This is a genomic window from Pseudomonas sp. TNT3 (genome assembly GCF_010095445.2).
In the GTDB taxonomy this organism is placed as follows: Bacteria; Pseudomonadota; Gammaproteobacteria; order Pseudomonadales; family Pseudomonadaceae; genus Aquipseudomonas.
The window spans coordinates 1-19,074 of the sequence record NZ_WFGV02000007.1; the positions used below are offsets into that span (position 1 = coordinate 1).

General features: G+C 59.2%; 20 protein-coding genes. 13 read left to right on the top strand and 7 right to left on the bottom strand.

The annotated features are described in order from the left end of the window. On the bottom strand, positions 1–566 hold a 566-nt coding region (locus tag GBC55_RS06330; RefSeq protein ID WP_281508178.1), incomplete at its 3' end, for a penicillin acylase family protein. Positions 567–810: 244 nt separating this feature from the next. Between GBC55_RS06330 and GBC55_RS06335 the strand changes: the two genes are divergently transcribed. Further along, entirely contained in the window at positions 811–1,182 is a 372-nt protein-coding gene (locus tag GBC55_RS06335) for a fe2+ zn2+ uptake regulation protein (RefSeq protein WP_162436445.1), read from the top strand. Between the two features lie 21 nt (positions 1,183–1,203). On the opposite strand, the gene GBC55_RS06340 is transcribed toward GBC55_RS06335, so the two are convergent. Beyond that, a complete protein-coding gene (locus GBC55_RS06340; RefSeq protein WP_162436446.1) occupies positions 1,204–1,392 on the bottom strand; it encodes a hypothetical protein in 189 nt (62 codons plus the stop codon). A 159-nt stretch (positions 1,393–1,551) separates the two neighbouring features. Here GBC55_RS06340 and GBC55_RS29785 point away from each other — a divergent pair, with 159 nt between their 5' ends. Continuing rightward, complete coding sequence (locus GBC55_RS29785; RefSeq protein WP_268932905.1) at positions 1,552–1,686, top strand: hypothetical protein; 135 nt, start codon at positions 1,552–1,554, stop codon at positions 1,684–1,686. A gap of 4 nt (positions 1,687–1,690) precedes the next feature. Here GBC55_RS29785 and GBC55_RS06345 read toward each other — a convergent pair whose 3' ends face one another. Next, complete coding sequence (locus GBC55_RS06345; protein WP_162436447.1) at positions 1,691–1,897, bottom strand: hypothetical protein; 207 nt, start codon at positions 1,895–1,897, stop codon at positions 1,691–1,693. Here GBC55_RS06345 and GBC55_RS06350 point away from each other — a divergent pair. From GBC55_RS06350 to GBC55_RS06365, 4 genes are all read left to right on the top strand, one after another. Beyond that, the gene (locus GBC55_RS06350; protein WP_162436448.1) at positions 1,896–2,342 is read left to right on the top strand and encodes a DUF411 domain-containing protein; all 447 of its coding nucleotides are present in this window, start codon (positions 1,896–1,898) and stop codon (positions 2,340–2,342) included. The genes GBC55_RS06345 and GBC55_RS06350 overlap by 2 nt on opposite strands. Continuing rightward, the gene (locus GBC55_RS06355) at positions 2,342–2,776 is read left to right on the top strand and encodes a YqaA family protein (protein ID WP_162436449.1); all 435 of its coding nucleotides are present in this window, start codon (positions 2,342–2,344) and stop codon (positions 2,774–2,776) included. The genes GBC55_RS06350 and GBC55_RS06355 overlap by 1 nt, the downstream gene beginning before the upstream one ends. A gap of 85 nt (positions 2,777–2,861) precedes the next feature. Next, positions 2,862–3,887, top strand: a complete 1,026-nt coding sequence (locus GBC55_RS06360; RefSeq protein WP_162436450.1) for an alpha/beta hydrolase — start codon at positions 2,862–2,864, stop codon at positions 3,885–3,887. A 13-nt stretch (positions 3,888–3,900) separates the two neighbouring features. Continuing rightward, entirely contained in the window at positions 3,901–4,854 is a 954-nt protein-coding gene (locus GBC55_RS06365) for a D-2-hydroxyacid dehydrogenase family protein (RefSeq protein ID WP_162436451.1), read from the top strand. Positions 4,855–4,914: 60 nt separating this feature from the next. Here GBC55_RS06365 and GBC55_RS06370 read toward each other — a convergent pair whose 3' ends face one another. Next, the gene (locus tag GBC55_RS06370) at positions 4,915–5,688 is read right to left on the bottom strand and encodes a class I SAM-dependent methyltransferase (protein WP_162436452.1); all 774 of its coding nucleotides are present in this window, start codon (positions 5,686–5,688) and stop codon (positions 4,915–4,917) included. 138 nt (positions 5,689–5,826) lie between these two features. Between GBC55_RS06370 and GBC55_RS06375 the strand changes: the two genes are divergently transcribed. After that, the gene (locus tag GBC55_RS06375; RefSeq protein WP_162436453.1) at positions 5,827–6,354 is read left to right on the top strand and encodes a tetratricopeptide repeat protein; all 528 of its coding nucleotides are present in this window, start codon (positions 5,827–5,829) and stop codon (positions 6,352–6,354) included. Positions 6,355–6,462: 108 nt separating this feature from the next. Here the strand turns inward: GBC55_RS06375 and GBC55_RS06380 are convergent, their stop codons facing one another. Together GBC55_RS06380 and GBC55_RS06385 are read right to left on the bottom strand one after the other, a co-directional pair. Beyond that, entirely contained in the window at positions 6,463–7,764 is a 1,302-nt protein-coding gene (locus GBC55_RS06380) for an ATP-binding protein (RefSeq protein ID WP_162436454.1), read from the bottom strand. 4 nt (positions 7,765–7,768) lie between these two features. Beyond that, the gene (locus tag GBC55_RS06385; RefSeq protein ID WP_162436455.1) at positions 7,769–8,470 is read right to left on the bottom strand and encodes a response regulator transcription factor; all 702 of its coding nucleotides are present in this window, start codon (positions 8,468–8,470) and stop codon (positions 7,769–7,771) included. Positions 8,471–8,764: 294 nt separating this feature from the next. Here GBC55_RS06385 and GBC55_RS06390 point away from each other — a divergent pair, with 294 nt between their 5' ends. The 3 genes from GBC55_RS06390 to GBC55_RS06400 all read left to right on the top strand — a co-directional run bounded on the left by GBC55_RS06390 (position 8,765) and on the right by GBC55_RS06400 (position 13,867). Continuing rightward, positions 8,765–9,922: an efflux RND transporter periplasmic adaptor subunit gene (locus GBC55_RS06390; RefSeq protein ID WP_162436456.1), complete on the top strand. Its 1,158-nt coding sequence runs from the start codon at positions 8,765–8,767 to the stop codon at positions 9,920–9,922. Between the two features lie 15 nt (positions 9,923–9,937). Next, positions 9,938–13,036, top strand: a complete 3,099-nt coding sequence (locus GBC55_RS06395; RefSeq protein WP_162436457.1) for an efflux RND transporter permease subunit — start codon at positions 9,938–9,940, stop codon at positions 13,034–13,036. Between the two features lie 189 nt (positions 13,037–13,225). Beyond that, positions 13,226–13,867, top strand: coding sequence for a DUF1345 domain-containing protein (locus GBC55_RS06400; protein ID WP_162436458.1), 642 nt, complete (start codon positions 13,226–13,228; stop codon positions 13,865–13,867). 43 nt (positions 13,868–13,910) lie between these two features. On the opposite strand, the gene GBC55_RS06405 is transcribed toward GBC55_RS06400, so the two are convergent. Continuing rightward, positions 13,911–16,112: a fibronectin type III domain-containing protein gene (locus GBC55_RS06405; RefSeq protein WP_162436459.1), complete on the bottom strand. Its 2,202-nt coding sequence runs from the start codon at positions 16,110–16,112 to the stop codon at positions 13,911–13,913. A gap of 275 nt (positions 16,113–16,387) precedes the next feature. Here GBC55_RS06405 and GBC55_RS06410 point away from each other — a divergent pair, with 275 nt between their 5' ends. From GBC55_RS06410 to GBC55_RS06420, 3 genes are all read left to right on the top strand, one after another. After that, on the top strand, positions 16,388–17,227 hold the full coding sequence (locus GBC55_RS06410) for an AraC family transcriptional regulator (RefSeq protein WP_162436460.1): 840 nt from the start codon (positions 16,388–16,390) through the stop codon (positions 17,225–17,227). A gap of 52 nt (positions 17,228–17,279) precedes the next feature. Then, the gene (locus GBC55_RS06415; RefSeq protein ID WP_162436461.1) at positions 17,280–17,888 is read left to right on the top strand and encodes a LysE family translocator; all 609 of its coding nucleotides are present in this window, start codon (positions 17,280–17,282) and stop codon (positions 17,886–17,888) included. Positions 17,889–18,010: 122 nt separating this feature from the next. Then, the gene (locus GBC55_RS06420) at positions 18,011–19,036 is read left to right on the top strand and encodes a LacI family DNA-binding transcriptional regulator (RefSeq protein WP_162436462.1); all 1,026 of its coding nucleotides are present in this window, start codon (positions 18,011–18,013) and stop codon (positions 19,034–19,036) included. The last annotated feature ends 38 nt before the right edge of the window (positions 19,037–19,074 follow it).

Genomic DNA, 19,074 nt, shown 5'->3' on the forward strand with positions numbered 1-19,074 from the left:
GGCGTGGCGCCGGCCAGCGCTTCGGCGAATTGCCCGACGCCGCCTTCGACCAACAGGCGTCGGGTCAGTTTGACCAGGTCCTGGGCAGTGATGTCGCGCACCCACTCACCCTGGCACTGCGCGGGCAAGCCTTGCGCGCGGGTTTCTTTAAGGGAGCGATTGTAGCCCGCGACATAACCTTCAATGAGGTCGCGCACCGCCGGGGTTTGCGCCTGCCAGAAAGCGTCAACGGCCTGGGAGGTGTTCAGCCAGGTGAAAAACAGGTCGCTGACCTGATTTTCACGTTCTTCGACCGTGAGCTGCTCAGGCCCGAAATAGCGCGAACGCTCGCCATTGACGGTGGTGATTTCGTTGGCCAGCAAACACAGGTTGTCCTGCGCGTAGGCGTACCCGATACCGTAGCCAAGACCCCGTTCGTTATCGGCGCGAATGTGCGGCACACCAAACGTGGTTCGACGGATGTCTGCACTGGCCTGCTCTGACTGGCTGCGCGCGTTCGCTGCAAGGCTTAAACCCACCAAAATGGCGGCAAGGCTCAACCGGGTTAACTGCCTGGAAATAATCACGCTCGCTCCTGATCGAAGATGTCCGGTGCGATCCATTGTGGGAGCGCACTTCATCCCCCAAGAACGAAACAAATGGCAAAAAATTTAGCGCATGAAACCCCGTACCAAAGGCATCTCACGACTTGTCGACGCGGCGTCGACAAAATTTCTACATTCGAGCCTTCATGATTTGCCACGCTCATGCGTCTTATTGATTGAGAGCACCAATAATTTCCCGGATCAGGCTCTGAAAAGGAGTTTTTGCATGCACAACTCGCAACTGCCAACGGACGGTAGCACTGCGCCAATGAGTACCACCATTGGCTCCGGCGTTTTCGATCAACGTACCGATCGCCATGGCAACGAACGCATCAGGATGCTGCTCAAGAGCTTCGGCCTGCGCACCAGCCTGATTCGCCTGAAAGTCATCGACGCCTTACTCAACGCCGCCGAACACGACCGCACCCTGGGTGTCCGCGGGCTGCACAGCCAACTGCTGGATCTGGACATCCCCCTGTCGTTTCTCAGCGTGCGCGAAGTGTTGAAACGCCTGTGCAGCGAAGGCGTGATCGAACTCAACAGTGACAAAAGCTACCGCCTGAACCCCCAGGCATTCGCCGCATTGCACGGCGAATAACCGACTTTCAAGGTGCGTCGCTCAAGGCTTGACCTTGCGACGCATTACACCGTTCACCACTACCACGATCACCGCCACGGCAATGGCGATGTACTGGAACATTTTTTCAGTGATAACGCCTGTGTTCTGCAAATAGGACAGGCCAAACATGATCGCCAGTACCACCAGCGAGATCAGAATCGAATATTTCAAACGTTGCGACTGTGTCATTGCGAGTTCCTGAAGCTGATGAAAATGTATCCGGTTTGTATCCGGTCGCATGCCAAGCCCTTACCGTATTCCGGGGATGGCATGCTGCAAACGGGGTCTCATGTTACAGCCGATGAAGAGTTTTAGCTTTATCACGGCGCTAACCATGAGGATTTTCACATGTTCCGTCGAATCACACGGCTGATTCCCCTGCTGGCCCTTTTAACCCTGAGCGGTTGCATCGTTTTCCCACACGGCGGCGGGCATCACGACCACTATGACCGGGGCGGCCCGGGTGACTATCAGCACCGTTAACCGTTTACTTCTTCTCACCCTGAGCACCCTTGCCGGTGCTCAGTGGCCAACCTGACAACATTGTCATCTTCGCTTCATCTGCCTGACAGCCTTGATCTACGATCATCAGGTCGTTGAGCTTTGAATTAATTCGAAACACTCCTTGAATGCCTGGTCGCTGAAAATGGTCAGAATGCATTTTTTTGGCCGCAATTCGAAACGAGATGCCCATGCGAACCCACCTGCGACTGGCTGCCCTGAGCGCCCTGTTCATTTCCTCCCTGGCCCAGGCCGCCGACTTGATCCCGATTGAAGTTCATCGCGATGCCAACTGCGGCTGCTGCAAAAAGTGGATCAGCCATCTGGAAGCCAATGGTTTCAAGGTCGAGGATCACGTCGAAGCCGACATGAGCCAATTCAAGCAACAGCACGGTGTGCCCCCGCGCCTGGCGTCCTGCCACACCGGCCTGATCAACGGCAAATTCGTCGAAGGTCATGTTCCGGCCGATCAGGTTCTGGCCTTGAGCAAGCGCGATGACCTGCTGGGCGTTGCCGCCCCCGGTATGCCCATGGGTTCGCCCGGCATGGAAATGGACAGCATGAGCGATGCGTATCAGGTGATCGGCCTTAAAAAGGACGGTACGGATGTCGTGGTGGCGGACTATCCCGCCCAGTGATGTTCGGCGCTTATATCGGGCTGTTTTTCGCGGCCTTCGGCGCGGCGACCCTGCTGCCCCTGCAATCGGAAGCGGTTCTGGTGGGGTTGTTGCTCAGCGGCAAGTATTGGCTATGGTCACTGCTGGCGGTTGCGACCCTGGGCAATGTCCTGGGCTCGTTGGTGAACTGGTGGCTGGGGCGCGGCATTGAACGCTTTCGCGATCGGCGCTGGTTCCCGGTCAGCCCTCGTCATCTGGAAAAAGCCCGCGTTCACTATCAACGTTATGGCCACTGGTCACTGCTGCTCAGTTGGCTGCCGGTCATTGGCGATCCACTCACCTTGGTGGCCGGTGTCATGCGCGAGCCCCTGGGTCGATTCCTGCTGATCGTGACCCTCGCCAAAGGCGCTCGTTACGGGGTGTTGGCCCTGGCGACCCTTGGCTGGATGGGTTGAACGATCTGGCGCGGTCATTGCCTGTGTTTAATGTCGCCCTAATCAAGCCGTTCCAGCATCGGCCGATTTCCACTGGAGCTTACTCATGCCTCTCACCCTCTCGCGCTGGCTGCCCGGCCTTCTGTTGACCGCTGCGTTGCCCTCCCTCGCCCACGCCGAAGGCCCGGAATACGGACCCGAGCTGCAAGGGTTCGAGTACCCCTACACGGTCAAGCATTTCGCCTTCGAGTCTCAAGGCCAATCCCTGCAAATGGGTTACATGGACGTTGCCGCTGAAGGCAAAACCAACGGCCGCACCGTGGTGCTGATGCACGGCAAAAACTTCTGCGGTGCCACGTGGGACACGTCGATCAAGGCGCTCAGCGAAGCCGGGTATCGGGTCATCGCACCGGATCAAATCGGTTTTTGCACTTCCAGCAAGCCAGAGCATTATCAATACACGTTCCAGCAACTGGCGACCAACACGCAACAATTGCTCAAGGCCCTGGGCATCCAGAAAGCCACCTTGCTGGGCCACTCCACCGGCGGCATGCTCGCGACCCGCTACGCCCTGCAATACCCTGAGCAGGTTGAACAGCTGGCGATGGTCAACCCCATTGGCCTGGAAGACTGGAAAGCCCTCGGCGTCCCTTATCGCACCGTCGACCAGTGGAATGAGCGCGAACTTAAGGTGACGGCGCAAGGCATCCGCGATTACGAGCGCAGCACCTATTACGATGGCCGCTGGAAGCCTGAGTACGACCGCTGGGTAGACATGTATGCGGGTCTGGCCAAAGGTCCGGGCAAAACCCTGGTGGCGTGGAATTCGGCGCTGATCTACGACATGATCTTTACCCAGCCGGTGTATTACGAATTCAAGAACCTGAAGATGCCGACACTGTTGTTGATTGGCACCTCGGACACCACAGCGATTGGCAAGGACATTGCCCCGCCAGAGGTCAAAGCGAAAATCGGCCATTACGATGTGCTTGGCAAACAAGTCGCCAAACTCATTCCCCATTCCACACTGGTGGAATTCCCCGGCATGGGCCACGCACCGCAAATGGAAGAACCGGCAAAATTCCACCAGGCCCTGCTCGCCTGGTTGAACAAAACCAACCCCGTTCGTTGATGAGGTAAGGCTGATGGCTGTGCAGATTGCGGTGATCGATGATTGGCAGGATGTCGCGAGCGGCGTAGTGGATTGGTCGGCGCTGGAGGGAATTGGCGAGGTGCACTTTGTCCATGACTACCCAGCCGACAATGACACCTTGGCCAAACGCCTGGAAACGTTCCAGGTGATCTGTGTGATGCGCGAACGCACCCGCTTCGATGACGACCTGCTGCGCCGCTTGCCCAACCTCAAGCTGCTGGTGACAGGCGGCATGCGCAATGCCGCTCTGGACATCAAAGCTGCAGGCGCGCTGGGTATTCAGGTATGCGGCACTGACAGCTACAAGCACGCGGCGCCGGAGCTGACCTGGGCGTTGATCATGGCCGCGACCCGCAACCTGGTGAACGAAGCCAACGCCCTGCGCCAAGGCAAATGGCAACAGGGTCTGGGTGGTGATCTGCACGGCAAAACCCTGGGCATTCTGGGGCTGGGGAGTATCGGTCAACGGGTCGCCCGCTTCGGTCAGGTGTTCGGCATGCGGGTCATTGCCTGGAGCGAAAACCTGACCGCCGAGCGTGCGGCCGAGGCAGATGTCACTTACGTCAGCAAACAGGAATTGTTCGAACAGGCTGACGTGTTATCGGTGCACCTGGTACTCAGCGATCGCAGCCGGGGCATCGTCGACGCTCAGGCACTGGACTGGATGAAACCGACCGCGCTGCTGGTCAACACGGCTCGTGGGCCGATTGTCGATGAGTCGGCGCTGATCAAGGCTCTGCAAAAAAACCGCATTGCCGGCGCGGCACTGGACGTCTTCGAACAGGAGCCCCTGCCCGCTCATCATCCGTTCAGGACCCTGGACACTGTACTGGCGACGCCGCATGTCGGGTACGTCAGCCAGCAGAACTACCACCTGTTTTTCTCGCAGATGATCGAAGACATTCAAGCCTGGGCTGCCGGAGCGCCGATTCGGCTGCTGAGCTGAAACCGAGTCATCGTTTATCGTCGGAACGCCGCCCGGAGCAGGCTCAGCTCCCACAACGATTCAACCACCTTTTACGGCCACGAAGGCTGCAGTCATATAGGGCACTGTCACAACATCCTTGTTACGCAATTCAGGCTCGGATGCGATAAGCGCCCGCAGCTGTTCATCAACCTTTGCCCGCTCCATCGCCGGCAGTGCAGCGATGAAACTGGTCGAGCGCACCCGATTGAGAATCACATCCTCCGGCGCCCCGGTGTGTCCATGGGCGAATTGCTGCTCCTGCAGCGGCCCGAATGCGTCATGGGGAAACGCATCGCGCCAGGCGCCGGTGTAATACCGTGGCGTGTCACCCTCCAGCGCATTGACGATCGCATCCAGCTTCGGCACCCAGCCGATGCGGGTATCACGCTGGTTCCACACCAGGCCCAACTTGCCGCCAGGCTTGAGCACCCGAGTGATTTCGTCCAGGGCGTCACGGCTGGCGAACCAGTGAAATGCCTGGGCGCACACCACAACATCCACCGAAGCATCAGGCAACGGCAGGTCCGTGGCCGTACCACTGACAGCCAGTGCTTGCGGATAGGCGGCTGACAATAGTTCCAGCATCTGCGCCACCGGTTCCACGGCAATCACTTGTGCCCCGGTCGCCACCAGCCGACCAGTGAACTTGCCAGTTCCGGCCCCCAGGTCTATGACAGTGGTGTGCGCATTCAGACCGAGCACCTCCGTCAGCCAAACAGTAAGTTGCGGTGGATAGTCCGGACGACCGCGTACGTACGTCTCGGCAGCGGTTTTGTAGCCAGCAGCGGCAGTATGGTGGACGTGATCTTTCATGGCAGCGCTCCAGAACGGCAACGAATGCTAACGAGCATAGCGTCTGGGATTGAGCTTTCTTTACAGAGATCGCCAGAAAGTATGAACAATTGTTCACGCTGCGGTGTTCTATAGCTATCACCCCTGAGGATTGCTCCCATGAATACTCGTCTTGCCTGGTGCACCCCGCTGTTGCTGGCCGCCGCGCTATCCAGCTCCTTTGCATTCGCCAACGGCGATGAAGAAGAGCCGGCCAAGCCCAATTGCCCCAAAGGCCAGGTCTGGGACAGCAAGCAGCAAAAATGCCTGATGCAAAACAGCAGCTTGCTGCCGGACGCGGATCGCACCGATTACGCCTATCGCCTGGCCAGGGACGGACGCTACGAGGAAGCCCTGGCGTTGCTGGATACGCTCAAGGAGCCGAACACCGCCAAAGCGCTGAACTATCGCGGATACGCGACGCGCAAACTCGGTCGCACCGACGAAGGCATCGGGTACTACCTGCGATCGGTCAAGCTCGACCCCCAGTACGCGCAAGTGCGCGAATACCTTGGCGAGGCCTATGTGATCAAAGGTCGGCTGGATCTGGCGCAGGAGCAGTTGCAGGAAATCAAATTGATTTGCGGCAATACGTGCGAAGAGTACGAGGATCTGGCGGAGGCCATTAATGGCTCGTCGAAAACCTGATCGCTGAATGCACAGTATCTTGTCGAGTGACGAACTGTGGCGAGCGAGCTTGCTCGCCACCGTGTGTGTAGCGTCTGGAGAAGGGTTTGTGGTGCTCCTGAAGAACGATCAGCCAGGCGTTGGCAGCCATAGCCTGAATCGCGCGCCACCTAGCGGTGATGCCTCGACCGTCAGTGTTCCGCCCTGCGCTTCCAGCGCCCGCCGACTGATCGCCAGCCCCAGGCCAAAGCCGCCCGTGGCGCGGTCGCGGCTGCGGTCGAGGCGATAAAAGGGTTCGAAAATGCGCTCAACCTCGTCGTCGGGGATCCCGATGCCATCGTCATCGACCCAGATTTCACAACCCTGAGCCACGACCTGCACGCTGACCTGAATGCGTTTTTCACAATAGCGCATGGCGTTGCGCAGCAGGTTCTGCAGCGCCCGGGCGGTCAGGCGCGGGTCAAGGCTGAAGCGTTCGAGTTGCCCGTGAAGCCGCACGTCGATGACGATGTCCGGTGACTCCAGTTCTTCATCGACGCTGCCCAGCACGCTGTCGACGAATTCATCCAGCGAAACCTCGACCTGCTCCGGCAACCGCGCCGGGTTTTGCAGGCGGCTGTAGGACAGCAATTCCAGCACCAGTTCATCCAGCTCACGAATGTGCGCGACCAGCCCTTGCAGGCGTTCACGGCTGGCGGTCGGCATATCGTCGGACAGCGCCAGTGCCAGGCCGAAATCCAGGCGCGTCAGCGGGGTTCGCAATTCGTGGGAGACAGCGTTGAGCAAGTCGCGCTGTTGATTGAGCAAGCTCTCGATATCACCCGCCATCGTGTCGAACACATTCGCCAGGCTGCCGATGTTGGAACGGGGTGAAATCTTCGTACGCTCGCCCAACTGTCCTTTGCCGAAGCGCTCTGCGGTCCCCTTGAGACGCTCCAGATCACGCCAGTGCCCACGCAGCCACAGCAACATGCAAGCGAGCATGGTCGCGCCGATCAGCACGTTGATGCTCCAGTACAACAGGTTGACGTCGAGCGGGTCCGGCGGCACCACCATTTGCACGGCCATGTGCTGGTTCAGCGGCGCCACGGCCAGCGTGCGCCATCCCCAGTCACCGATGCGCACGACGTTCTCGCCACGCTGCAAACGTTGCTGTTCGGCGGGGGTGAAATCGTTGGAGTCACTGCGTGCCAGCACGATGTGCAGTGGCTGGAATTCCTTGTCCATCTCGTCGGCCAGGGCCGGCCATTGCGCCTCGGGTATCGCTTGAAATTGCTTGGCAATGAGCGTCTGCAATCCTCGGGAGTAATCCAGGTTGTACGCCATGAAGCGTTCATGGAAGAGCTTGATCACCAGGTCGGGGACCAGGTAAATCGCCGCGCTGTACGAGACGATGGTCACCAGGTACAGACGAAACAGAAGTCTGAACATGGCGTCAGCATTCCCACTCGGAGCGGCTGAACAGGTAACCCTTGCCCCACACGGTCTTGATTTTGCGCGCCTCGCCCGCGTTGTCGTCGAACTTGCGCCGCAGCTTGGAAATCGCCACGTCCACCGAGCGGTCAGTGCCGTTGAATTCGATACCGCGCAAGCGTTGCAGAATCTGGTCGCGGCTCAGCACTTCGCCGGCATGCCGGGCCAGCACCACCAGCAGGTTGTACTCGCCGCTGGAGAGCTCAAGTAACTGATCGCGCCAGGTCACAGTGCGCTCGGACAGGTCAATACACAGGTTGCCTATGAGGATGCGGTCATTGGCGGTCTGCGGTTCGCTGAGGCTGCTGCGGCGCAGCAAGGTTCGCACCCGCGCCAGCAGTACCCGCGGTTCGCAGGGCTTGGTGACGTAATCGTCGGCGCCCATCTCCAGGCCCAGTACCTGATCGTGGCTGTCGTCGCGGGCGGTGAGCATCAGAATCGGCAGCGTGGCCGAATCAGCGCGCAGCAGACGGCAGACTTGCAGACCGTCGAGGCCCGGCAGCATCAGGTCGAGGATGACCAGGTCCGGCGGATTGAGCCGCGCACGTTCGCGCACCTGGTCACCGCGGCTGATCACGCTCACGGAGTAGCTATTGCGTTCCAGGTAGCTGGCAATCAGTTCGGCGAGCGCGGTGTCGTCTTCGACCAGGAGGATGTTGGGCATGGGTGTTTCCAGAAAGTACGGTGGCGCCAGTTATGCCGCTATCGCGGGCAAGCCCGCTCCTACAGGGATCGGATGTGGACATGGATTGGGTGAACATCCCCGGTCACTGTGGGAGGGGGCTTGCCCGCGATGGCGGCCCTACAGTCGCAAAAAAGTCTCAGGCTGCAAAGGATATACGCCCCCGCACACACCTGAGTAAAACCCTTACACAATTTCACACAGCACCTACAAAGCTTCACCGCTACCCTCGCCACCTGCCAGTAGCATGCTGGTGGTTATTTTTGGGGTAATTACATGTCGAAGAATCTGCTCGCCAGGCTCAGCCTGATTGCACTGGCCGTGATGCTCAGCGCCTGTGACAAGTCATCGGTCGCTGAAGAAGCGGCGCCGTTGGCCACCGTTCGCATCGAGACTATCGAAGCACGGCCGTTGTCGATCAGCAGTGAACTCAGCGGGCGGATCGTCGCGCCGCGCATCGCCGAAGTCCGCGCGCGCGTGGCCGGGGTCGTGCTGCAGCAGGTTTACCGTGAAGGCAGCGACGTGAAAAAAGGCGATGTACTGTTTCGCATCGACCCGGCGCCGTTCAAAGCCGACCTGGACAGCGCCGAGGCGTCCCTGCGCAAGGCTGAGGCCAACGCCTTCCAGGCACGCCTGCAAGAGCAGCGTTACGCCCAACTGATCGAAGGCAACGCCATCAGCGGCCAGGATTACGACAACGCCCGGGCCGCGACCCGGCAAACAGCCGCCGAAGTTTCCGCCAACAAGGCCGCGGTCGAGCGGGCGAAGCTGAACCTTGGCTACGCCACCGTCACAGCGCCGATTTCCGGACGTATCGGACGGGCCCTGGTCACCGAAGGGGCCTTGGTCGGACAGAACGAAACCACCCCGCTGGCACTGATTCAACAGCTGAACCCGATCCACGCCGACCTGACCCAATCGACCCGGGAACTCAACGACCTGCGCCGTGCTTTCCGCTCCGGCCAGTTGCAGCAGGTCGGTCAAGGCCAGGCCAAAGCCACGCTGATCCAGGACGACGGCAGCCTGTATCCGTTGCCGGGCAAGCTGCTGTTCACCGACATCACCGTTGACCCAGGCACCGGCCAGATCATCCTGCGCAGCGAGTTTCCCAACCCGGACCTTGATTTGCTGCCGGGCAGCTTTGTTCGGGTGCGCCTGGAGCAAGCCGTCAATCAGCAAGGCATCAGCGTGCCGCAACGGGCCATCCAGCGTGACAGCGCAGGTATCGCTCAGGTGCTGCTGCTGGATTCCGAACTGCGGGTCGGTCAGCAACCCGTCGAACTGGGTGCGGTGCAGAACGATCGCTGGATTGTCACCGGCGGCCTGAAGGCCGGCGACCGCATCGTCATCGAGGGCCTGCAACACGCCCGTCCCGGTGAAAAAGTGCAGATCGATGACACCCCTCTTCCACTTGCCCAGGTTTCTGGTCAGTAAGCAGGACGCTTTTTTATGCCGCAGTTCTTTATCGACCGCCCGGTATTCGCCTGGGTGGTCGCCCTGTTTATCCTGCTGGCCGGTGCCTTGGCCATTCCGCAGTTGCCGGTCGCGCAGTACCCCGACGTTGCGCCGCCGCAGGTCGAGATCTATGCCGTGTACCCCGGCGCCTCGGCGCAAACCATTGATGAAAGCGTGGTCAGCCTGATTGAGGAAGAACTCAACGGTGCTGATCATCTGCTGTATTTCGAGTCCCAGAGCAGCCTGGGCAGCGCGACGATCAAGGCCACCTTCCAGCCGGGCACCAACCCTGAACTGGCCCAGGTCGATGTGCAAAACCGCCTGAAAGTGGTGGAGTCGCGCTTGCCCCAAGCGGTGAATCAGCAAGGTTTGCAGGTAGAGAAAGTCTCCTCTGGTTTCCTGCTGTTGATCACCCTCACCTCCAGCGACGGCAAGCTCGATGAAGTGGCGCTAAGCGATTACCTGGCACGTAACGTGATGAACGAAATCAAGCGCCTGGACGGTGTCGGCAAGGCGCAACTGTACGGCGCCGAGCGGGCCATGCGAATCTGGATCGACCCGCAGAAACTGATCGGCTTCAACCTCACGCCCGCCGACGTCAACGCGGCCATCGTCGCGCAGAACGCTCAGGTTTCCGCCGGCAGCATTGGTGATTTGCCGACCCGCAGCACCCAGGAAATCACCGCGACCATTCTGGTGAAAGGTCAGCTGTCGACCCCGGAAGAATTCGCCGACATCGTGCTCAAGGCCAATCCCGACGGCTCTACGGTGCGCATCGCCGATGTGGCGCGTGTGGAGATCGGCAGTCAGGAATACCAGTTCGGCACTCGCCTGAACGGCAAGCCGTCGACCGCCGTCAGCGTGCAGCTCGCACCCAGCGCCAACGCCTTGAACACCGCAACGCTGGTGCGGGCGAAGATGGATGAACTTTCGCGCTACTTCCCGGCAGGGGTTGAATACAAGATTCCGTACGACACCTCGCCCTTTGTCAAAGTCTCGATCACCAAAGTGGTGTACACCCTCGGCGAGGCGATGCTGCTGGTGTTCGCGGTGATGTTCCTGTTCCTGCAGAACATTCGCTACACGCTGATTCCCACGCTGGTGGTTCCGGTCGCCTTGATGGGGACTTTCGCGACCATGCTGGCGCTCGGGTTTTCGATCAACGTGCTGACCATGTTCGGCATGGTGCTGGCCATCGGCATCCTGGTGGATGACGCGATTGTGGTGGTGGAAAACGTCGAACGAATCATGGTCACCGAGGGCCTCTCGCCCAAGGAGGCGACGCGCAAGGCGATGAAGCAGATCACCGGCGCGATCATTGGCATCACGCTGGTACTGGTGGCGGTGTTCATACCCATGGCGTTCATGCAGGGCTCGGTTGGCGTGATTTACCGCCAGTTTTCCCTGTCGATGGCCACCTCGATCCTGTTCTCGGCGTTCCTTGCGCTGACCTTGACCCCGGCACTCTGCGCAACATTGCTCAAGCCGATCGCCAAGGGCGAACATCATGCCAAGGGCGGCTTCTTCGGCTGGTTCAACCGCCGCTTCGAGCAACTGACCGAGCGCTATCAAGGCTGGGTTGCCTACGCGCTCAAGCGCAGCGGTCGATACCTGTTGATCTACGGCGTGTTGTTGATCGGTCTGGGAGTGATGTTCAGTCGCCTGCCCTCCTCGTTCCTGCCGGTTGAAGATCAGGGCTACACCATCACCGACGTGCAACTTCCGCCGGGTGCGAGCAAAAACCGTACGGTCGAGGTCGTCGAACAAATCGAAGCGCACAACGCCACCGAGCCAGGCGTTGGCGACAGCACGGTGATTCTGGGTTTCAGTTTTTCCGGCAGCGGACAGAACGCCGCGTTGGCGTTTACCACCCTCAAGGACTGGTCCGAACGTGGCAGTGACGACTTGGCGAGTTCCATTGCTGACCGGGCCAACATCGCCCTGAGCCAGATCAAGGACGCCGTTGCGTTCGCCGTCTTGCCGCCTCCGGTCGATGGTCTCGGGACCTCCAGCGGTTTTGAATTCCGTCTGCAGGACCGTGGCGGTCTCGGCCATGCCACGCTGATGCTGGCACGCACCGAGTTGCTGGCCGCTGCTGAGAAGAGCCCGGTCCTGATGAACGTGCGCGAAAGCGCCCTGGCCGAGGCGCCGCAGGTGCAACTGATCGTGGATCGCAAGCAGGCCAATGCCCTGGGCGTGTCGTTTGCCGACATTGGCAACGTCCTGTCCACCGCCGTCGGCTCGACCTACGTCAACGACTTCCCCAATCAGGGGCGGATGCAGCGGGTGGTGGTGCAAGCTGAAGGCGACCAGCGCAGTCAGGTGGCCGATTTGCTGAAAATGCATGTGCGAAACAGTGCCGGAAAAATGGTGCCGCTGTCGGCCTTTGTCCAGGCCAAATGGACCCAGGGGCCGGCGCAATTGACGCGCTACAACGGCTATCCGGCGATCAGTATTTCCGGCGAACCGAAACCCGGCCACAGCACCGGCGAAGCCATGGCGGAAATCGAACGCCTCGTGGCGCAAGGTCCCGCCGGATTGGGTCAGGAATGGACCGGGCTGTCGCTGCAGGAACGCCTGTCCGGCAGTCAGGCGCCGATTCTCCTCGGGCTGTCGCTGCTGATCGTGTTCCTGTGCCTGGCGGCGTTGTACGAGAGCTGGTCGATCCCGACGTCGGTGCTGCTGGTCGTACCGCTCGGCGTGCTGGGTGCGGTGCTGGCGGTGACGTTGCGCGGGATGCCTAACGACGTGTTCTTCAAGGTCGGGCTGATTACCATCATCGGCCTGTCGGCAAAGAACGCGATCCTGATCATCGAATTCGCCAAGAGTCTGTATGACGAAGGCCACGACCTGATCGATGCCACCCTGCAAGCGGCGCGCTTGCGTCTGCGACCGATTGTCATGACGTCATTGGCGTTCATCCTCGGCGTGGTGCCGCTGGCGATTGCCACCGGTGCCAGCTCGGCAAGCCAGCAAGCCATTGGCACCGGGGTCATCGGCGGGATGATCACCGCCACATTGGCGGTGCTGTTCGTGCCGGTGTTTTTTGTGGTGGTGATGAATCTGGTGCGCAAACGCCATAAAGGTCATTGAGCAAACATAAATCAATTGTGGGAGCGAGCCTGCTCGCGATAGCGGTTTAACAATCGACAGGGTTGTTGATTGTAATGGCCTCATCGCGAGCAGGCTCGCTCCCCCAAAGGTTTGCACCATTTCAGGGTTATGGTCACACCGGACCACGCTGGGCTAAGGTGTCTGCACATCCTCGCCGATCGAGCCCACATGCCCCTCCTCGCCCGTACCCACCCTCGCCTGTCCGCCGCCACCACCCTCGGCATCGCCGTGGGTATCCTGGCACCGGCCGATTCCATCATCAGTAAAATCCTTTACGGCTGGAACGCCGGCGTCTGGACGTATCTGGTGCTGATGCTCTGGCTTACCTCTCGGGCCAAGGCACCCGATGTAAAGCGCATTGCCGAGATCGAAGATGAAAATGCCGGGCTGGTGCTGTTCGTGGTGTGCATCGCCGCGATCGCGAGCCTGGCGACCATCACCTTCGAACTGGCCGGCAGCAAGGACCTGGACAGCACCCACAAGCTGATGCACTACGGCTTCACGGCCTTGACCGTCATCGGCTCCTGGCTGTTGATCGGGGTGATCTTCAGCGTGCACTACGCCCGCCTGTTCTATACCTGGGAGGGCAAGGAACAGGCATTGCGATTTGCCGAAGGGCTGACGACGCCCAACTACTGGGACTTCCTTTACTTCTCGTTCACCATCGGCGTGGCGGTACAGACGTCCGATGTGGGTGTCGCCACGCGAGGCATGCGCAAGATCGTCCTGGCGCAGTCGTTGATCGGGTTCTTGTTTAACACCGCGATATTGGGCTTTTCGATCAATATCGCGGCGGGGTTGTTTGGGTGAAAAAACAGAACGCACGACTTTTCGCGCCAACCAGTGCTCTGACTCAGTTGGTGGTTAACTCAGAAAGCAGCGATTCGGAATACCCCGCTGCATTATTTGCAACAATATCTACTTTGTAGCGCGTTCGTGGAACCAGGACCGTTTGCAGCATCGGCCTGGTGACATTGCTAGCAACCTCGATCCCCATTGGAGTGGTCAAGGCAACGCGATAGCCGGTCACTTGCGCGCCCTCTGTTGGCGCATCCCATTTCAGGGTCGAGAGCAATCCGTTTTGCGAGCATTGAAAGTTGCTTGGCGCATTCGGCACTCCGTCATTTTCCTCAATAGTAAAAAAACGTTTTTGCGCTGGGTCCGATAGCGTTAATGCAATGGTGCGTGCGCGCACCTCAACGGTGTATTCAGTGCCGGGTTCTAATGCCTGGAGATGATATTCAAAGCTGGAGGTCGCGCCAACGAACGTCCCATTGCGATAAACCAGATAACCCAACACCGCGACGTCATCCGTCGCAACACTCCACGATAAGGTGGCGTAGGACGCGGTAATGGCGGTGACCTGCAGTGCTTCGGGTTTTCCTGGACGCCTTTCAATCAGAACGCGGCTTGCTTGCGAAATATTATTGCCCCCGCCCTTTGCACGAACAGCCAGCCAATACTCAAGCTGCGCATCCAGGTTTTTGATTTCGCAGGGAGGGCGAGTTACCTCAAATGTCTCGATGCCTGCGCCGGATATTTCATAACCCACCGCGTCGGGACATGTAGTACATGTCGCGTAGGGCTCGTCCCACGTCAATATACCGATGGTTGCAGATTGGCGAATGCCTTTTAAATTGCCTGGCGAGCAGATCAGCATTCCGGAATAAGCAAGTGTTTTGAAGTTGTCTGTCAAATAGTCAGAACAGTAACCCTCCACCGCTATCGCGCGGACTTTGAACAGGTATTCAGTCTTTTCGATCAGATCGGTCAGGACATAGTGTGTATCGGGGACCGTGTCCAGGCGTCGATCTCCCAGATATACCTCGTACCGGGTACCCGCCGGATAATCGGCGCCAGCGCTCCATTGCCAGGTGGCCGATTCATCGGTCAGCTCGATGGCAGACAAGTTGCGTGGCGCTTCAAACGTCCTGGTCGTGAAGGAATTACTGCGAGGCTCAGACACTCCGCTGGCATTGGAACCGCTGACATCGATGAAATATCGGGTATCCGGCTGCAAACCTCGAAACGTATACGTCATGTTCTTCGTTATCTGGGTATCAATGACTTCACGCTCATGATCTTCCAATCCATAGCTGACCTGAAATTCAGCGGATCGCGGCGGCTCCCAAATAACCTGTACGGTGTCGCGGGTCGGGAACGTCGAAATAGCGCCTGGGGTCGAAGGCAATTCTGGCCCTTCCTGAGTTCTTTGGGTGATGTGCGCTGGCAACGAAGCGCCGTTGGCGTTGGCCGCGGACACCATGACGGCGTACAACGTATTTTTGGTGAGTCCCGTTAGCGTGTGGTGGGCGACGTCTGTGTCCTGGCGCTGATACTCACCATCAGGTTCGACTTTGTAGTGAATGATGTAAAAAGCCGCGCCTGCAGAAGCCGACCAAGTGAGGTCCATCGAAACAATCGCTGGTGCAGCGCGCAGATCTGCAGGTGTCGGGGGCACAGGCAACGTCTGCTTGACGACACGTGCCGGTTCAGAATCGCCGTTGTTGTTAGACGAGCGAACCTCGAAGTAGTAAGGGGTATTGGACCGCAACTCACTGATCGTAGACTCAGTTGTTATAGAAGTAACCTGTGTGGCCGGGCCGCCGGGCTCAGTGCCGTAACTGATCTTGTAGCTGGATGCATTGGCGGCGCCTGACCATGTCAACTTCATGCTATAGCCGGAAGGCGATGCATTGAGATTCGTCGGACTGGCCGGCCCGGAAGCGGCGGGTGTGGTCTTTCCTTCCACCCTGCCTCTATTGCGAGATTCAACCTCGCCGACAGTTCCCCAAACAAAGATCTCATAGAGGGTGTCCGGCGCTAACGCTGTGATCGTGTACTTTCCAGCTGGCGTAGTAAACGGCAGGTCCATTTGATACTTATCATTCGCACTGTCGTATGGCTTGCGCCCCCACTTGATTCGCACGCCTGTATTAGGATTGTGGGGGCTTTCAAACACCCAGCTTATTTTGAGCGACGACACCGTAGCCTGCACCAGGATTACCTGGCCTGGTGATACCGGGTCGGACAATGATTGTTCGTCAGAGGTCATTTCGATGTTTCTCGAGTGGGCATTCGAGCAGCCATTAACGCTCATCGGCTGTCGCAGAGCCACTCACAGATCTGATAGTTGCGCAACTCGTTTTATATGCTAGCGATCGGCATCACTTTGCAAACTGCGCACCTGTGGGCCCTCTGCAAAGACGAGTCTCGGCTGCTCGATCAACAACGCAGCAGGCCTGTTCAACTGAGCCATGCACAAACGTTCTATTCACAGCCAACGACACAGACGTTAAATAGCTCGGTGATCCGACCCATAGGTGCAGCATGAACACTCCCAACTGGATCGACCTGGCCCAGGACGCCGACACCGGCATCGAGACGCTGCGCGCGCATTTCAAAGGGCATGCCTACGACCCGCATTGGCACGACAGCTTTCTGGTGGGCGTCACCGAGCAAGGGGTCCAACAGTTCAACTGCCGGCGGACAAAACACCAAAGTACGCCGGGCAAGGTATTCCTGCTGGAACCCGGTGATATCCATGACGGAGAAGCACCGACCGAGGACGGTTTCACTTACCGCATGCTGTACCTCGATCCGCAATGGTTGCAGCGTGAAATCAATGCGGTGTTCGACAACGCCCCCGACCGCAGTCAGTTGAGTTTCGCCAATACCCTGACCACTGACGTGCGTCTGGCCCATGCCACCGACCTGGCATTCCGGGCCCTGCATCAGGGTGAACTGAAAATCGTACGCCAGACTGCACTCGACGGGTTGCTCGAACGCCTTACCCGACATCTGCACTGGCGCGCTCGTTACGGCGAGGACCCGCGCCTGCCGTTGGTGGCGAAAAAAGCGCAGGAGTACCTGCACGCCAACGCGCAACACGACATCGGCCTTGACCAGCTCGCGGCGGTGACGGGCGTCGATCGCTTCAGGTTGACCCGCGCGTTCAAGGCCGCTTTTGGCATCGCACCGCATGCCTATCTGGTGCAATTACGTCTGGCCACGGCGCGTCGGATGCTGGCACGAGGTGAGCAACCGGCGTTAGTGGCCATGGAACTGGGGTTTGCCGATCAGAGCCATCTGGGCCGCTGGTTTGTGCGCGCCTATGGGCTTACCCCCGCGCTATACCGTAAGCGCTGCTCAAATCTTCCAGACAGATAGCGTTCACGATAGCGAAGATCGGTATCAATGATCTTCGCCGGAGTTTGCCGTGATGTTGTCTTCTTTCCCGACTTTTCTACCCTTCATATTATTTGCGTTCGTGGCGTCGATTACGCCGGGCCCGACCAATATTCTGGTGCTTAGCAACAGTGCCCGATATGGACTGGCAGCGGCCATGCCGATCATTTTCGGTGCGTGCGCCAGCGCTGCGCTGATTGTGCTGTTGGTCGGCACCGGCGCCGGCGCGTCACTGGTTGCCCTGCCCGCGCTGCAAACCGTTATGCGCTGGATAGGCGTGATGTGGTTGAGTTACCTGGCCTGGCAAATTTTCAGGGTCCCGGCCCAGCCCCTCTCTGCGCAACGCGCCGACCGCCGCCTAGGCATGGTCGGTGCCGCCAGCCTGCAGCTGATCAACCCTAAGACCTGGATGATGGCACTCGCGGTTGTCAGTGTTTTCGCCGATGGAGGTGAACAACGATTGCTGCACGTAGCCGGGTTGTCGCTTACGTTTTTCCTGATTTCGCTGCCGTGCTTGGGCGTCTGGGCATTGCTGGGCGCGGGCTCGACACGTTGGCTGCGAACCCCGCGGTCGTTTCAGCGGTTCAACCGGTGCATGGCGGTGTTGCTGCTGATTTCTGCGTGGCTGAGCGTATTGGCGTGACCACCACTTGTCGGCGCATTTCCACACTGGGGCTTGACGACAGATTGGCAATTGGTGTCTCCTGAAACCGGTTTCAGTGCCATGCACCGAACCTTACAAATCCAATAAAAAGGTTTCAGACCGTGAACGACTTCTCCGCCGCCCAGCGCAGCCGCGTGACGATGCTTGATGTGGCCGAACACGCCAAGGTCTCCAAGGCCAGCGTCTCGCGCTTCATTGGCGATGACCGCGCACTGCTTTCCGATGCCATTGCCCTGCGCATCGAGCAGGCGATTGCCGAATTGGGCTACCGGCCCAACCAGATGGCCCGCGGCCTGAAACGCGGGCGAACCCGCCTGATCGGCATGCTGGTGGCCGATATCCGTAACCCCTATTCAATTGCCGTGATGCACGGGGTGGAAACCGCCTGCCGTCAGCACGGCTACAGCCTGGTGGTGTGCAACACCGACCGCGATGACGAGCAGGAACGTCAGCACCTGGCCCTGCTGCGCTCTTACAACATCGAAGGCTTGATTGTGAACACTCTTGGCCACCACCGCGATGCGTTGCATGAACTGCATCGTGAAATGCCGCTGGTGCTGGTGGACCGTAAAGTCGATCAGCTTGAAAGCGATCTGGTCGGGCTGGACAATCCGGAAGCCGTCGCAATGGCCCTCGATCACCTGGAAGAGCGCGGCTATCGCGACGTGTTGCTGGTCACCGAACCGTACGACGGCACCAGTTCGCGGATCGAACGGGTCAGCAGTTTCAAAGCGCACATCGCCCAGCGTCCGGTACTGCGCGGCACCCTCGTAGAGACCGGCAGCGACCTGACTGCACAGCTGAAAACCTTCCTTGATACCCCAGGCTATGGCCCGAAAGCACTGTTCTGCGCCAACGGCATTGCAGCGCTGGCCAGCACCCATGCGTTGCGCGAATTGACGTGCAATCTGTTTGAAGATGTCGGCCTGATCGCCCTCGATGACCTGGATTGGTATCCGTTGGTGGGCAGCGGCATTACCGCCCTCGCCCAGCCTACTGCCGAGATCGGTGCAAGCGCATTTGAGTGTTTGCTCAAGCGTTTGCGGGGGGATGACGGGCCGGTGCGGACGCTGGATTTTTCGGCGCGGTTGATTGTGCGGGGGTCGACGCTTGGGAATTCTCGGTGACACGGATGGCCTCATCGGCCACTGAACATCTCTACCCG

Coding starts and splice junctions, on each gene's coding strand:
- GBC55_RS06370 (WP_162436452.1), bottom strand. CDS start 5,688: ATGAAAGATCACGTCCACCATACTGCCGCTGCTGGCTACAAAACCGCT.
- GBC55_RS06390 (WP_162436456.1), top strand. CDS start 8,765: ATGTCGAAGAATCTGCTCGCCAGGCTCAGCCTGATTGCACTGGCCGTG.
- GBC55_RS06340 (WP_162436446.1), bottom strand. CDS start 1,392: ATGACACAGTCGCAACGTTTGAAATATTCGATTCTGATCTCGCTGGTG.
- GBC55_RS06415 (WP_162436461.1), top strand. CDS start 17,280: ATGTTGTCTTCTTTCCCGACTTTTCTACCCTTCATATTATTTGCGTTC.
- GBC55_RS06405 (WP_162436459.1), bottom strand. CDS start 16,112: ATGACCTCTGACGAACAATCATTGTCCGACCCGGTATCACCAGGCCAG.
- GBC55_RS06355 (WP_162436449.1), top strand. CDS start 2,342: ATGTTCGGCGCTTATATCGGGCTGTTTTTCGCGGCCTTCGGCGCGGCG.
- GBC55_RS06380 (WP_162436454.1), bottom strand. CDS start 7,764: ATGTTCAGACTTCTGTTTCGTCTGTACCTGGTGACCATCGTCTCGTAC.
- GBC55_RS06410 (WP_162436460.1), top strand. CDS start 16,388: ATGAACACTCCCAACTGGATCGACCTGGCCCAGGACGCCGACACCGGC.
- GBC55_RS06365 (WP_162436451.1), top strand. CDS start 3,901: ATGGCTGTGCAGATTGCGGTGATCGATGATTGGCAGGATGTCGCGAGC.
- GBC55_RS06350 (WP_162436448.1), top strand. CDS start 1,896: ATGCGAACCCACCTGCGACTGGCTGCCCTGAGCGCCCTGTTCATTTCC.
- GBC55_RS06375 (WP_162436453.1), top strand. CDS start 5,827: ATGAATACTCGTCTTGCCTGGTGCACCCCGCTGTTGCTGGCCGCCGCG.
- GBC55_RS06360 (WP_162436450.1), top strand. CDS start 2,862: ATGCCTCTCACCCTCTCGCGCTGGCTGCCCGGCCTTCTGTTGACCGCT.
- GBC55_RS06335 (WP_162436445.1), top strand. CDS start 811: ATGCACAACTCGCAACTGCCAACGGACGGTAGCACTGCGCCAATGAGT.
- GBC55_RS06395 (WP_162436457.1), top strand. CDS start 9,938: ATGCCGCAGTTCTTTATCGACCGCCCGGTATTCGCCTGGGTGGTCGCC.
- GBC55_RS06345 (WP_162436447.1), bottom strand. CDS start 1,897: ATGGGCATCTCGTTTCGAATTGCGGCCAAAAAAATGCATTCTGACCAT.
- GBC55_RS29785 (WP_268932905.1), top strand. CDS start 1,552: ATGTTCCGTCGAATCACACGGCTGATTCCCCTGCTGGCCCTTTTAACC.
- GBC55_RS06385 (WP_162436455.1), bottom strand. CDS start 8,470: ATGCCCAACATCCTCCTGGTCGAAGACGACACCGCGCTCGCCGAACTG.
- GBC55_RS06400 (WP_162436458.1), top strand. CDS start 13,226: ATGCCCCTCCTCGCCCGTACCCACCCTCGCCTGTCCGCCGCCACCACC.